14 protein-coding genes are annotated in these 14018 nt (G+C 39.9%); all 14 read left to right on the top strand.

Annotated features, from left to right (window positions below):
- Positions 1-78 precede the first annotated feature (78 nt).
- Complete coding sequence (topA, locus tag NSQ84_RS10425) at positions 79-2157, top strand: type I DNA topoisomerase (protein WP_063388416.1); 2079 nt, start codon at positions 79-81, stop codon at positions 2155-2157.
- A gap of 118 nt (positions 2158-2275) precedes the next feature.
- The gene (gene trmFO, locus NSQ84_RS10420) at positions 2276-3583 is read left to right on the top strand and encodes an FADH(2)-oxidizing methylenetetrahydrofolate--tRNA-(uracil(54)-C(5))-methyltransferase TrmFO (RefSeq protein WP_066246520.1); all 1308 of its coding nucleotides are present in this window, start codon (positions 2276-2278) and stop codon (positions 3581-3583) included.
- Positions 3584-3646: 63 nt separating this feature from the next.
- On the top strand, positions 3647-4558 hold the full coding sequence (gene xerC, locus NSQ84_RS10415) for a tyrosine recombinase XerC (RefSeq protein ID WP_144597741.1): 912 nt from the start codon (positions 3647-3649) through the stop codon (positions 4556-4558).
- Positions 4559-4572: 14 nt separating this feature from the next.
- The gene (gene hslV, locus NSQ84_RS10410; RefSeq protein WP_082829323.1) at positions 4573-5115 is read left to right on the top strand and encodes an ATP-dependent protease subunit HslV; all 543 of its coding nucleotides are present in this window, start codon (positions 4573-4575) and stop codon (positions 5113-5115) included.
- A 15-nt stretch (positions 5116-5130) separates the two neighbouring features.
- Positions 5131-6534: an HslU--HslV peptidase ATPase subunit gene (gene hslU / locus NSQ84_RS10405; RefSeq protein WP_063388413.1), complete on the top strand. Its 1404-nt coding sequence runs from the start codon at positions 5131-5133 to the stop codon at positions 6532-6534.
- Positions 6535-6566: 32 nt separating this feature from the next.
- Positions 6567-7346 carry a GTP-sensing pleiotropic transcriptional regulator CodY gene (codY, locus tag NSQ84_RS10400; protein WP_066246516.1) on the top strand — a complete coding sequence of 260 codons (780 nt, stop codon included), beginning with the start codon at positions 6567-6569 and terminating at the stop codon, positions 7344-7346.
- A gap of 348 nt (positions 7347-7694) precedes the next feature.
- Positions 7695-8084 carry a flagellar basal body rod protein FlgB gene (gene flgB / locus NSQ84_RS10395; RefSeq protein ID WP_063386658.1) on the top strand — a complete coding sequence of 130 codons (390 nt, stop codon included), beginning with the start codon at positions 7695-7697 and terminating at the stop codon, positions 8082-8084.
- The gene (gene flgC, locus NSQ84_RS10390) at positions 8084-8527 is read left to right on the top strand and encodes a flagellar basal body rod protein FlgC (protein ID WP_327873759.1); all 444 of its coding nucleotides are present in this window, start codon (positions 8084-8086) and stop codon (positions 8525-8527) included. The genes flgB and flgC overlap by 1 nt, the downstream gene beginning before the upstream one ends.
- A 16-nt stretch (positions 8528-8543) precedes the next feature.
- A complete protein-coding gene (gene fliE, locus NSQ84_RS10385) occupies positions 8544-8840 on the top strand; it encodes a flagellar hook-basal body complex protein FliE (protein WP_327873760.1) in 297 nt (98 codons plus the stop codon).
- Positions 8841-8886: 46 nt separating this feature from the next.
- Positions 8887-10491: a flagellar basal-body MS-ring/collar protein FliF gene (gene fliF / locus NSQ84_RS10380; protein ID WP_066246510.1), complete on the top strand. Its 1605-nt coding sequence runs from the start codon at positions 8887-8889 to the stop codon at positions 10489-10491.
- Positions 10492-10504: 13 nt separating this feature from the next.
- Positions 10505-11506, top strand: coding sequence for a flagellar motor switch protein FliG (gene fliG / locus NSQ84_RS10375; RefSeq protein ID WP_063386662.1), 1002 nt, complete (start codon positions 10505-10507; stop codon positions 11504-11506).
- Positions 11499-12251: a flagellar assembly protein FliH gene (fliH, locus tag NSQ84_RS10370; RefSeq protein ID WP_311066232.1), complete on the top strand. Its 753-nt coding sequence runs from the start codon at positions 11499-11501 to the stop codon at positions 12249-12251. The genes fliG and fliH overlap by 8 nt, the downstream gene beginning before the upstream one ends.
- 5 nt (positions 12252-12256) lie before the next feature.
- Positions 12257-13573 (top strand): flagellar protein export ATPase FliI, encoded by a 1317-nt coding sequence (gene fliI / locus NSQ84_RS10365; RefSeq protein WP_327873761.1) that lies wholly within the window; start codon positions 12257-12259, stop codon positions 13571-13573.
- Positions 13570-14013 (top strand): flagellar export protein FliJ, encoded by a 444-nt coding sequence (gene fliJ, locus NSQ84_RS10360; RefSeq protein ID WP_063386665.1) that lies wholly within the window; start codon positions 13570-13572, stop codon positions 14011-14013. Before fliI ends, fliJ begins: the two co-directional genes overlap by 4 nt.
- Positions 14014-14018 lie beyond the last annotated feature (5 nt).

The raw sequence follows: 14018 nt of genomic DNA, 5'->3' as shown, positions 1-14018 counted from the left end.
TAACAGTTGAATGATCAACAATCATTTTCATAAACTGATGCATAAAAAGAGAGAAAACCTCTTAAGGAGGAAAAATGAATGTCGGACTACTTAGTCATTGTGGAGTCGCCAGCAAAGGCGAAAACAATTGAAAAGTATTTAGGAAAAAAATATACCGTGAAGGCTTCAATGGGCCATGTTCGGGACTTGCCTAAAAGTCAAATGGGAGTTGACATAGAGCACAATTTTCAACCAAAATACATCACGATAAGAGGGAAAGGGCCGGTTCTGAAAGAGCTCAAGAACGCTGCTAAAAAGGCGAAAAAAGTTTTTCTTGCAGCCGACCCGGACAGAGAGGGAGAGGCGATTGCGTGGCATTTAGCGCAAAGCTTAGATATTGATATCCAATCCGATTGCCGCGTTGTGTTCAATGAAATTACAAAAGATGCGATCAAAGATTCTTTTAAATCGCCAAGAGCTATTAACATGGATTTAGTTGATGCCCAGCAGGCAAGAAGGGTATTAGACAGGCTGGTCGGCTACAATATCAGCCCGATCCTTTGGAAAAAGGTAAAGAAGGGTTTAAGTGCCGGGAGAGTTCAATCTGTTGCTGTCCGTCTAATTATCGATCGTGAAAATGAAATTAAACATTTCAAGCCTGAGGAATATTGGACGATTAACGGAGACTTTCTTAAAGGAACGGAGTCGTTTGAAGCTGCTTTTTGGGGTGTTGAAGGCAAAAAAAAGGATTTGAAAACAGAAGAAGATGTAAAACAGGTGCTCCAAAAAGTTATTGGAAATGAGTTTACTGTAACGAAAGTAACAAAAAAAGAACGGAGAAGAAATCCTGCACCTCCATTTACAACTTCCTCTTTACAGCAGGAAGCTGCAAGGAAACTCAATTTCCGTGCGAAGAAAACGATGATGGTAGCACAACAGCTGTATGAAGGAATAGACCTCGGCAAGGAAGGCACTGTCGGATTGATTACTTATATGCGTACCGATTCCACGCGAATTTCAGACACAGCGAAATCGGAGGCAATCAGTTATATTGAAAAGATGTTTGGCAGTGAATATGCGCAAGCCAAAACGAGAGGAAGTCAGAAATCAGGCAATGTTCAGGATGCTCACGAAGCGATACGGCCGACCAGCGCTTTTCGAAATCCGGATGGAATAAAAGACTTTTTAACAAAAGACCAATATAAATTATACAAACTGATTTGGGAACGATTTATCGCGAGCCAAATGTCGCCGGCTGTCATGGATACGATGAGCGTTGATTTGGAGAACAATGGTGTTATGTTCCGTGCAAACGGTTCAAAAATCAAATTCCATGGTTTTATGAAAGTATATGTAGAAGGGACGGACGATCAAGAAGAAGATAAAAGCAATCGTCTTTTGCCTGATCTTCAGGAAGGGGATAAAATCTTTTCAAAAGATTTAAAACCGGAGCAGCACTTTACACAGCCGCCTCCAAGGTATACGGAAGCGAGGCTTGTCAAAACGCTGGAGGAATTAGGCATAGGACGTCCTTCTACATATGCACCGACGCTCGATACCATTCAAAGAAGAGGGTATGTTGCGCTTGAAAACAAACGATTTGTCCCAACAGAACTTGGCCAAATTGTCCACGAGCTGATGATGGAATTTTTCCCTGAAATTTTGGATGTGGAATTTACTGCGAAAATGGAGCATGATTTAGATGATATTGAAGAAGGAAAAGTAAATTGGGTAAAAATTATTGATGAATTTTATCATGATTTTTCAAAGAATGTTAAAAAAGCCGAAAATGAAATGGAAAAGGTAGAAATAAAAGATGAATATGCCGGTGTAAAGTGTGAAAAATGCGGAAGCGAAATGGTTTACAAAATGGGAAGGTACGGAAAATTTTTGGCTTGCTCCAATTTTCCAGACTGCCGCAATACAAAACCGATTTTAAAAGAAATCGGTTTGAAGTGTCCGAAATGCCATGAGGGAAATATTGTGGAGAGAAAGTCGAAGAGACGCCGCGTATTTTATGGATGTGACCGTTACCCAGAGTGCGATTTTATTTCTTGGGAAAAGCCGGTTGAAAGAAAATGTCCGAAATGTGGAGAAATTTTGGTAGAAAAACGTTTGAAAAAAGGTGTTCAAGTGCAATGTTCTTCTTGCGACTATAAAGAAGAACCGCAGCGTTAACAAATATCTTCTCTTTGGTGAGCAATGTAAAGCTCACCTTCTTCATGGAGATATTTCGGCAGTTTTTTACGAAAACACAACAAGAAGAGAGCTTTTATAAAGACGGAGGAGTGCTAAAATGAACAATCAAGTTGTCAACGTTATCGGTGCTGGGCTAGCTGGAAGCGAAGCGGCATGGCAAATTGCCAAAAGAGGAATTCAAGTTCGCTTGTACGAAATGCGTCCAAAAAAGCAAACTCCGGCCCATCATACGGATAAATTTGCTGAACTGGTCTGCTCTAATTCGTTGAGAGCCAATTCTTTGACAAATGCAGTCGGAGTATTGAAAGAAGAAATGAGAATGTGTGACTCCGTAATTATTTCGGCTGCTGATCAATGTTCCGTTCCGGCTGGGGGTGCACTTGCCGTTGATCGCCACGAATTTGCGGATATCGTCACTAAACGGGTGAAAGAACATCCCAATATTACCGTCTTTCACGAAGAAGTGACGGACATTCCAGAAGGGCCGACGGTAATAGCAACAGGACCTTTAACTTCAGAAGCATTATCGGAAGCATTAAAAAAGCTTACTGGCGAGGAATATTTATATTTTTACGACGCAGCCGCACCGATAATTGAAAAAGACAGCATTGATATGGAAAAAGTATATTTGAAATCAAGATACGACAAAGGGGAGGCTGCATATTTAAACTGTCCGATGACAGAGGAAGAGTTCGATCGCTTTTATGAGGCATTAATCAGCGCGGAAACTGTTCCTCTAAAAGAATTTGAGAAAGAAATCTTTTTTGAAGGATGCATGCCGATTGAAGTCATGGCAAAGAGAGGAAAGAAAACGCTTCTTTTCGGACCGATGAAGCCTGTCGGCTTGGAGCATCCCGAAACAGGAAAGCGTCCTTTTGCCGTCGTCCAGCTGCGGCAGGATAATGCGGCAGGGACTTTGTATAATATCGTCGGCTTCCAAACTCATCTAAAATGGGGTCCGCAAAAGGAAATCATTCAGATGATTCCGGGGCTTGAAAAGGCGGAAATTGTCAGATATGGAGTGATGCATCGAAATACGTTTATCAATTCCCCGAAACTGCTTAGACCAACTTATCAATATAAAGGGCGCGAGGATTTGTTTTTCGCCGGACAAATGACTGGCGTAGAAGGCTATGTTGAGTCAGCTGCTTCCGGATTAATAGCAGGCATTAATGCGGCATGCCTCGTTTTGGGAAAGGAATTGATTGAATTTCCTGATGAAACAGCAATGGGAAGCATGGCAAAGTATATTACAACGGCAGATCCGAATAATTTTCAGCCGATGAATGCGAATTTTGGTCTTTTTAAACCGCTTGACACCCACATTAAAGTGAAAAAAGAAAGAAATGAACAATTGGCAAAAAGAGCACTTCAAACTATTCAAAAAATTTCGAAAAAATTATAAAATGGATTGAAAGGGCTACTGCAAATGTGATACGATTTAGTAGCCCTTTGTGAGGTGCTAAGAGTGGAAAATGTTAAGAATTATTTAAATTTATTCATTGAATATTTACAAATTGAAAAAAATTATTCACAATATACAATTGTGAATTATCTGCATGACTTGAATGATTTTTTTTCTTTTATGGAAAAAGAAGGGTTAGAAAGGCTGGATGACGTACAATATTCAGATATACGTATTTTTTTGACGGATTTAAGCAAAAAGTATTCCAAAACATCCATTTCCCGTAAAATTTCAAGCATTAGAACTTTTTATTATTTTCTTTTGCGGGAAAAATATGTAACGGACAATCCTTTTTCTTTAGTGTCACTTCCGAAGCAAAAAAAAGCGATCCCTAGATTTTTATTTGATGAGGAGCTGGAAATGCTGTTTTCCATTTCCGACCTGAATGATCCGCTCGGGCAGCGGAATCAATTGATTTTGGAATTTTTATATGGAACGGGAATCCGTGTGAGTGAATTATGCCAAATTCGCCTTGAAGACCTGGATTTTTCCATTGAGACCATTTTAGTAAATGGAAAAGGAAACAAACAGCGCTATGTGCCTTTCGGAAGCTATGCACGTCAGGCAGCGGAACGATATATCCATGATGGCAGAAGCAAGCTGATGAAAAATCAGTCCGGACAGGATCATCGCTTTTTGTTTGTAAACCATCGGGGAAAGCCTTTAACAGCAAGGGGAGTTCGGTATATCTTAAAACAGCTGATAGATAATTCAGCAAAAAATCTGCATCTTCATCCGCATATGTTTAGGCATACTTTTGCGACTCACCTCTTAAATGCTGGAGCTGACTTAAGAAGTGTTCAAGAACTTTTGGGCCATGTTCATTTATCATCAACGCAAATTTATACCCATGTGTCAAAAGACCATTTAAAAAATGTTTATATGGCCTACCATCCACGGGCAAAAGATTCTTAAAGGGAGGCTTGCAATTGTCAACATTTCATGCGACAACGATTTTTGCCATTCGCCATAAAGGACAATGCGCGATGGCAGGTGATGGACAAGTAACACTTGGCAATCAAGTTGTGATGAAGCATACAGCACGAAAGGTCCGAAAAATTTATAATGGAAAAGTGCTTGCTGGATTTGCGGGATCTGTTGCTGATGCGTTTACGCTGTTTGAAAAGTTTGAAGGCAGTCTGGAAGAGTATAACGGCAATTTGGCAAGAGCGGCTGTGGAAATGGCAAAAGAGTGGCGAAGCGACAAAGTATTAAGACAATTAGAAGCAATGTTAATTGTGATGGATGCCCAAAAGCTTCTGCTCCTTTCTGGGACGGGTGAAGTAATCGAACCGGATGATGGCATTTTAGCTATCGGCTCAGGGGGAAATTATGCCCTTGCTGCAGGCCGTGCATTGAAACAATATGCCGGTGAACAAATGTCTGCCAAAGAAATCGCTAAATCCGCTCTAGAAATAGCAGCAAATATTTGCGTTTTTACGAACAATAACATTATCGTTGAGGAACTTTAGAAAGGAGGGAGGCGAATGAAAAAAATGCAATTATCTCCGAAACAAATTGTTGAACGATTAGACCAATACATAGTCGGTCAGGAAGAAGCGAAAAAAGCGGTTGCTGTTGCGTTAAGAAATCGATACCGGAGAAGCTTATTGGATGAAAAAATTCGCGATGAAGTGGTTCCGAAAAACATTTTAATGATTGGTCCGACTGGGGTTGGAAAAACTGAAATTGCTAGGAGAATTGCAAAGCTCGTCGGCGCGCCCTTTGTAAAGGTGGAGGCAACAAAATTTACAGAAGTAGGGTATGTCGGGCGAGATGTGGAATCGATGGTCCGCGATTTAGTGGAAACTTCCGTCCGGCTTGTGAAGGAAGAAAAAATGCAGGAAGTAAGAGCACAAGCGGAAGAAAACGCCAATCGCAGGCTGATCGAGCTCCTCGTTCCGAGTAAGAAAAAACAGGCTGCTTACAAAAATCCTTTAGAAATGCTTTTCGGAGGAAATCAACAAACAAATTCGTTCGAAACGCAGGGAGAAAATGAACAGGATCTAAAGGAGAAGCGGAGAGAAATCGCCCGCAAATTAGCAGCAGGCGAACTAGAAGACCATTTTGTTACGGTTGAAATTGAGGAACAGCAGCCCTCTATGTTCGATCTCCTGCAAGGGACAGGGATGGAGCAGATGGGCTTTAATATGCAGGATGCTTTGAACAGTCTTCTTCCAAAAAGGAAGAAAAAAAGAAAGCTTACTGTGAAAAACGCCCGAAAGGTTTTGACGAATGAAGAAGCAGCAAAACTGATTGATATGGACGAAGTGACACAGCTTGCCATTGAACGCGCGGAACAATCAGGCATCATTTTTATCGATGAAATCGACAAAATTGCCAAAAACGGCCACAACAGTTCTGGTGCTGATGTTTCCCGCGAAGGTGTGCAAAGAGATATACTTCCAATCGTGGAAGGATCTGCAGTTGTAACAAAATATGGCACCGTAAAAACCGACCATATACTCTTTATTGCAGCTGGCGCTTTTCACATGGCGAAGCCATCGGATTTAATCCCTGAATTGCAAGGACGTTTTCCGATTCGCGTGGAATTGAAAAAGCTAACGGCAGATGATTTTGTCCGAATTTTAATTGAACCGGATAATGCTTTATTAAAACAATATGAAGCATTATTGGAGACGGAAGGTATAAAATTAGAATTTTCTGACGAAGCTATTCGTAAAATTGCTGAAATTGCTTACCAAGTGAACCAAGATACAGATAATATTGGGGCAAGAAGGCTTCATACCATTTTAGAAAAACTGCTGGAAGACTTGTTGTTTGAAGCGCCGGATATAAATTTAGAAAAGGTTGTGATTACACCGAACTATGTGGAAGAAAAATTAAATAAAATTGTTCAAAACAAAGATTTAAGTCAATTTATTTTATAAAAAGATGAAATTTTTTAGGAGGATTTGAGATCATGGAGTTATTAGAAAAAACAAGAAAAATTAATGCGATGCTGCAAAAGGCGGCAGGAAAACCTGTTAATTTTAAAGAAATGGCGGAAACATTAAGTGAAGTCATTGAGGCAAATATTTTTGTGCTCAGCCGCCGAGGAAAAGTATTAGGCTTCGGCTTGAACAAGCAAATAGATAATGACCGCATGAAAAAAATGCTGGAGGAAAGAAAATTTCCTGAAGAGTATACGAAAAGTTTATTTAATATTACCGAAACGTCACCAAATTTAGATGTATATAGCGAATATACTGCATTTCCTGTTGAGAACCGCGAGCTCTTTAAAAACGGATATACGACCATTGTTCCGATCATCGGAGGAGGAGACCGCTTAGGAACCCTTATATTATCTAGACTGGGAACTCAATTTAATGATGATGACCTAATATTGGCTGAATACGGGGCAACTGTTGTTGGAATGGAGATTTTAAGAGAAAAAGCCGAGGAAATTGAAGAGGAAGCGAGAAGCAAAGCGGTTGTCCAAATGGCAATCAGCTCTTTATCATACAGCGAACTCGAAGCGATCGAACACATTTTTGAAGAATTAAGCGGCACAGAGGGATTGCTAGTTGCAAGCAAAATTGCTGACCGCGTCGGCATTACCAGATCTGTGATCGTCAATGCGCTTCGCAAATTAGAAAGCGCTGGAGTCATTGAATCTCGTTCTCTTGGTATGAAAGGCACATATATTAAAGTGTTAAACAACAAATTTTTAGTTGAACTAGAAAAATTAAAAAACCATTAAAAGAAAGCTGCTCTAAAGGTTTGTTTATCAAACCTTTTGAAGCAGCTTTTTATAAATGTTTTCTACAAATTTCTTATTGAAAATCGGCTGATTTGTCTAATTTCAATAAGTTCTAACCTCCTACTCATCCCTCTGAAAAAGCTGCAGAATCAAATTCCAATGTTAAAAAAGTGATAGTCATTTAGAACTAGAAAAAAAATAATCGCAATGTACGACGATTTTTTACAAATTATACATAGACTTTAAGCTGTTTCTTTTTTAAAATAATATTTATAAATTAGCAAAATTCGACATTTTTACTTCTTATTTCTTTTGCAATACAAGATCATCATACTTTTGGAGGGAGCAATGAAAATATTTTCTAATTCAATAGCCAATTTGGAGCAGGCAATTCGAATTTCTTCCTTAAACGGAAAAGTTATAGCCAATAATATTGCAAATGTGGACACTCCAGGGTATAAAGCGAAAACAGTTAATTTTAAAAACGTTTTGGATCAACAAATAAAACTGGATGCATATCGGACCAATCCGCGTCATCTTCCTTTTGTGGGCAGCGAAAGCACATCGATTGTGGAAACGAGGACAAACAGTGCTTATCAGCATAATGGGAATAATGTCGACATTGATCAAGAAATGGCAAAGCTTGCGGAAAATCAAATTTTCTACAATGCATTGATTGACAGATTGAATGGCAAATTTAATTCATTAAAAACAGTAATAAAAGGTGGTCGTACATAATGGGGATTTTTCAGTCTTTGAACATTTCCGCATCAGCTTTAACAGCTCAGCGGCTGAGAATGGATGTCATTTCATCGAATATGGCAAACATGGAGACGACTAGAGCTGAATATGTGGACGGGCAATGGCAGCCTTACCGCCGGAAAATGGTTGTAACAGCAGAGGATACAAAACCTTTCTCAGCTTTTCTGAATCAAGAGCTGAACGGCGTTGGAAACGGCGTGAGAGTTCAAGCCATTGTTGAGGACGAGACGCCTTTTAAAATCGTTTATGATCCCGACCATCCTGATGCAAACGAAAATGGCTATGTTTCTTTGCCAAATGTAGATCCTTTAAAAGAAATGGTCGACTTGATCAGCAGCACGCGCTCATATGAAGCAAATGTTACAAGCTTTAATGCATCGAAAAACATGCTGCTGAAAGCATTGGAAATAGGGAAATAGAATAGGAGTGATGTAAATGATTGAGCAAATTTCTTTTCCGACTCAATCGATCCAGCTAGAAAACCGAGCACAAAGTGCGGAAAATTCTGGGAAATCATCCTTTTCAGATATGTTGAAAAAATCGCTGGAAGCTGTCAATGAAGCTCAATTAAATTCCGATCGGCTGACAAATGCTCTTGCAGCAGGACAAAATGTAGAGCTTCATGATGTCATGATCACAGCACAAAAAGCGAGCATTTTACTTGAAGCAACTGTTGAATTCAGGAATAAAGTCATTGAAGCTTATCAAGAAGTGATGAGAATGCAAATATAATTAGTCTATTTAGAAATGGAATGTCATTATCGGGGGATCAGAAAGAATGAATCAAAAACTACTGCAAATAAAGGATACAATTTTGTCATTTTGGAGGCAAAGGACAAAATGGCAAAAAGCCCTCATCATCGGAGGCGCATCGCTCATCATCATTGCCATTATCGTTTCGTCAATAGTTTTGTCAAAACCGAAAATGATACCGCTATATACGAATTTATCATTGGAAGAAGCTGGCCGAATCAAAGAAACCCTCGATAACAAAGGGATTCAATCGGAAATAGCCGATAACGGAACAACTATTAAAGTGCCGGAAAGCGAAGCAAATGCACTGAAAGTGGAGCTTGCTGCTGAAGGTATTCCTGAAAGCGGAAATATCGATTATTCGTATTTTGGACAAAATATCGGTTTTGGCATGACAGATAATGAATTTGATGTATTAAAATTAAAAGCTACACAAACAGAACTGGCCAATTTAATTAAAGAAATCGAAGGCGTAAAAAACGCTAAAGTGATGGTCAATTTACCTAAAGAAACGGTATTCGTCGGCGAGGACGCAGGAGAAGCATCAGCTTCCATTGTTTTAAATTTGGAGCCGGGGTACAAGCTTGACCAATCGCAAGTGAACGCACTCTATCACCTTGTTTCCAAGAGCGTGCCGAATTTACCTGTTGAAAACATTGTTATAATGGACCAAAATTTTGATTATTATGATTTGAAACAAGAGGATACACCTGGCACTAATTTTGCTTCCCAGCTTGAAATCAAATCGGAAATTGAAAAAAATATTCAACGGCAAGTGCAAAGAATGCTGGGTACGATGATGGGCCAAGACAAAGTGGTTGTCAACGTATCAGCTGATATTGATTTTACCCAGGAAAAGCGGGAAGAAAACTTAGTGGAGCCAGTTGATGAGGAGAACAATGAAGGAATTGCCATCAGTGCAGAACGGATTACGGAAACATACACAGGTACTGGGGCGCAAGCTGCCGGCGTTGCTGGAACAGGTCAAACAGATGTCCCGAATACATATCAACAGGCTGCCGGTGCAAACGGAGAAGGAGAATATGAAAAAATTGAAGACCGAATTAATTATGAGGTAAACCGGATCAAACGGGAAATTGTTGAAAGTCCATATAAAATTAGAGATCTGGGCATTCAAGTCATGGTTGAGCCCCCGAATCCGGAAAATCCAAATTCGTTGCCGCAGCAGAGTGTAGATGATATTGAACAAATTTTATCAACAATTGTTCGGACAAGCATCAATGAAGATCCGGAGGCCGAGCCGTTAACGGATCAAGACATTGAGGATAAAATCGTAGTTTCTGTTCAGCCGTTTTCAGGCAAAATAAATGCGGATGATTTAAAGGAGCCATCATCATTCCCAATTTGGGGCTATGTGTTAATTGGAGCAGGCATTCTGCTTCTTGGATTGTTATTCCTATGGTGGTGGAAAAGACGGAGAGACGAAGAAGATGAATATGAAGATGATGAATTTGACGAAATAGAAGAAGTGGTGCCGCAGCCTGTGCAAGAAGAAGAATCTGTCGAGCAAACGAAAGCAAATGAGCAGCGTAGAAAGCTTGAGGAGCTTGCCAAAGAGAAGCCTGACGAATTCGCTAAACTATTGCGCACTTGGCTCTATGAAGACTAGGGGGAAATGACATATGAAAAAGTTAAACGGTAGGCAAAAGGCTGCTATTTTATTGATCTCCTTAGGTCCGGAAGCTTCTGCTTCCGTTTATAAACACCTCACGGAAGAAGAAATTGAAAAGCTTACATTAGAAATATCGAGTGTACGGAAAGTGGATTCGCAAAAAAAAGAAGAAGTGATCGAAGAGTTTCATCAAATCGCCCTTGCGCAAGATTATATTGCCCAAGGGGGGATCCAATATGCGAAAGAGGTGCTTGAGAAAGCATTAGGAGGGGAAAAGGCAAGTGAAATAATCAGAAGGCTGACATCTTCTCTTCAAGTACGGCCGTTTGATTTTGTTAGAAAAGCAGATCCGGCTCAAATTTTAAACTTTATACAAAACGAGCATCCGCAAACGATCGCTTTAGTTTTGTCCTATCTGGATGCCAAGCAGTCGGGACAAATTTTATCGAGCTTGCCTCAGGAAGTTCAAGCGGATATTGCAAGAAGAATCGCCATTATGGACCGCACATCCCCTGAAGTAATTAATGAAGTTGAACAAGTTTTAGAGAAGAAACTTTCTTCTACTGTAACGGAAGATTTCACAGAAACGGGTGGAATCGAAACAGTAGTGGAAGTGTTAAACGGTGTCGACCGCTCGACAGAACGAACGATACTGGAAGCACTAGAAGTGCAGGACCCCGAGCTTGCCGAAGAAATCAAAAAGCGGATGTTTGTATTTGAAGATATTGTTACCTTGGATAACCGCGCCATTCAGCGCGTCATTCGCGAAGTGGATAATAATGATCTCATGCTGGCGTTAAAGGTTGCGTCGGATGAAGTGAAAGAAATTGTCTTTAAAAATATGTCAACTAGAATGGCGGAAACATTCAAGGAGGAAATGAATTACATGGGTCCTGTTCGGCTTCGTGATGTAGAAGAAGCACAATCGAGAATTGTTGAAGTGATAAGAAGATTAGAGGATGCTGGCGAAATTGTGATCGCTCGAGGACAAGGAGATGAAATCATTGTCTAGAGTCATAAAATCCGGCCATGCTTGGTCATTGCACAAGCCGCACAAATTGACGATCAGAACGATCCAAATTCAGGAAGAGTTCGCCGCTTCCGATCAAAAAGAGAACACACAGCGCTCACAGTTCCTTGAGGCAGCCCATTTGGAAGCAGAGAAAATTTTAGAAAAAGCTGAAGAAGAAAAAACGCGATTGCTTAAGGAGATCGAAAAAGAAAGGGAAGCTTGGCAGGAAGAAAAGGCGCGCCTAATAGAAGAAGCAAGAAAAGAAGGGTATCAAGACGGTTTTGAAAAAGGGAAAAAAGATGGACTTCAAGAGTATGAAAATGTGATTGAATCTGCCAGACAGGTAGTCCAGCTTTCCAAAAAAGATTATGAGAAAAAAATAGAAGCTTCCGAGGAAACCATAATTGAAATTGCTGTAAAAGTAGCGGAAAAAATTATTGCAGCCAACCTAAAGCGAGAACCTGAACTGTTTACTGGATTGGTTCGCGAAGTGATTTGTGAAGTAAAGGAATATCCAGAAGTCAAAATATACGTTCACCCTGACAAATATGAATTTATGCTTGAACAAAAAGAAGAATTAATGGAACTATTTACAACCAAAACGGAGCTCTATATTTTTCCGGATGTAAATTTGCCCGAAAACGGAATTTGTGTGGAATCGCCATTTGGAAAAATTGATGCGAGCATTGATACACAGCTGGAGCAATTAAAAAGCAAGCTGTTAAATCTTGTCAGGGAGGATTGAAGCGATTGAAAGTAGCTCAATTGATCGACCAAATAGATCGGCTGGACTCTTATAAGAGATATGGAAAAGTGAAAAAAGTAGTCGGACTCATGATTGAATCACGCGGACCTGAATGCTCCATCGGTGATGTTTGCTATGTACATGTAGGAAAAAATGAAAAAACGCTGGCAGAAGTTGTTGGATTCAAAGAAGAAAATATTCTATTAATGCCATTTACAAAGGTCAACCAAATTGCACCTGGCTGTGTCGTGGAAGCAACAGGCTCGCCCCTGAAAATAAAATCGGGAATCAGCCTGATCGGCAAAGTATTAGATGCATTTGGTCATCCAATGGACGGATCCAATCTTCCAAAAGGTTTAACGACTATTCTGTCTGAGAATGAGCCGCCGAACCCGTTAACCCGGCCGCCGATCACCCAAAAAATTGAAGTGGGAGTGAAAGCAATTGACGGTTTTTTAACGATTGGGAAAGGTCAGCGGGTAGGTATTTTTGCAGGAAGCGGCGTTGGAAAAAGTACTTTGCTCGGAATGATCGCAAGAAGCTCAGGAGCAGATATAAATGTGATTGCCTTAATAGGTGAAAGGGGAAGAGAAGTTCGCGAATTTATTGAGAGAGATTTAGGGGAAGAAGGGCTAAAGCGGACGATTATTGTGGCGGCAACCTCCGATCAGCCGGCTTTAATGAGAATTAAAGCTGCCTATTCTGCAACGGCGATTGCAGAATATTTTCGAGATAAAGGATATAATGTCATGTTTATGATGGATTCAGTCACGAGAGTAGCGATTGCGCAAAGGGAAATTGGACTGGCAGTTGGGGAACCGCCGACGACAAAAGGATACACCCCTTCAGTGTTCGCCATGCTTCCTCGACTTTTAGAAAGAACAGGAAATAATGAAAAGGGTTCGATCACAGCCATTTATACTGTCTTAGTTGATGGCGATGATATGAACGAGCCGATAGCGGATACTGTGAGAGGAATTTTGGACGGGCATATTGTGCTCGATCGCGAGTTGGCGAATAGTGGACATTTTCCTGCAATTAATATTTTAAAAAGCGTCAGCCGCCTTATGAACCATATTGCCGAACCGGCGCATCTCGAAGCTGCGAACAAACTGAAAGCATTGTACTCTACATATACCGAGTCAGAAGATTTAATTAAGATCGGCGCATATAAAAGAGGCTCTTCAAAAGAAATGGATCAAGCAATGGATTATTATCCGAAAATAAACGGATTTCTTCAGCAGCATATGAATGAAAAAATAACTTTTGAGGAAAGCGTACAGCAATTAATTTCGCTACTTGAAGAAGGTGACAAGACATGACATACCATTTCCGCTACCAAAAAATATTGGATGTAAAGGAAAATGAGAAACGAAAATCATCAAAAGAATATGAAGATTCCGTTGAGAATTTTAAAAAAGTTGCAACAAAGCTGTACACATTTTTAAAACAAAAAGAGGAGTTCGTAAAGCTTCAGGAAGAAAAATTGAACAAAGGGATGTCCGTTCAAGAAATTAAGCAGTATCAACAGTTTGTTCAAAATTTGGAAAAAACAATTGAGCATTACCAGCAGCTTGTCATTTATTCTCGTAATGCAATGAATGAAAAACAGTCGATTTTGATGCAAAAACATATAGAAGTAAAGCAATATGAAAAAATAAAAGAAAAAGATTACAAGAAATTTATGGAGCTAAGGAAACGAGAAGAAGGAAAAATGATGGATGAAATATCAATCATTACATATTCGTTTCATAGAAATTAGGTGGA

It is taken from the genome of Aeribacillus sp. FSL K6-3256 (genome assembly GCF_037965805.1).
GTDB classification, from domain to species: domain Bacteria; phylum Bacillota; class Bacilli; order Bacillales; family Aeribacillaceae; genus Aeribacillus; species Aeribacillus composti.
The sequence above is the reverse complement of the archived record's forward strand: the minus strand, read 5'-3'. Positions and strand labels throughout refer to the sequence as shown.

Excerpts from the sequence above, each read along its gene's own strand:
- fliF (WP_066246510.1), top strand. The coding sequence starts at position 8,887 with ATGAATCAAAAACTACTGCAAATAAAGGATACAATTTTGTCATTTTGG.
- fliJ (WP_063386665.1), top strand. The coding sequence starts at position 13,570 with ATGACATACCATTTCCGCTACCAAAAAATATTGGATGTAAAGGAAAAT.
- flgC (WP_327873759.1), top strand. The coding sequence starts at position 8,084 with ATGGGGATTTTTCAGTCTTTGAACATTTCCGCATCAGCTTTAACAGCT.
- topA (WP_063388416.1), top strand. The coding sequence starts at position 79 with ATGTCGGACTACTTAGTCATTGTGGAGTCGCCAGCAAAGGCGAAAACA.
- fliE (WP_327873760.1), top strand. The coding sequence starts at position 8,544 with ATGATTGAGCAAATTTCTTTTCCGACTCAATCGATCCAGCTAGAAAAC.
- fliG (WP_063386662.1), top strand. The coding sequence starts at position 10,505 with ATGAAAAAGTTAAACGGTAGGCAAAAGGCTGCTATTTTATTGATCTCC.
- flgB (WP_063386658.1), top strand. The coding sequence starts at position 7,695 with ATGAAAATATTTTCTAATTCAATAGCCAATTTGGAGCAGGCAATTCGA.
- codY (WP_066246516.1), top strand. The coding sequence starts at position 6,567 with ATGGAGTTATTAGAAAAAACAAGAAAAATTAATGCGATGCTGCAAAAG.
- trmFO (WP_066246520.1), top strand. The coding sequence starts at position 2,276 with ATGAACAATCAAGTTGTCAACGTTATCGGTGCTGGGCTAGCTGGAAGC.
- hslU (WP_063388413.1), top strand. The coding sequence starts at position 5,131 with ATGAAAAAAATGCAATTATCTCCGAAACAAATTGTTGAACGATTAGAC.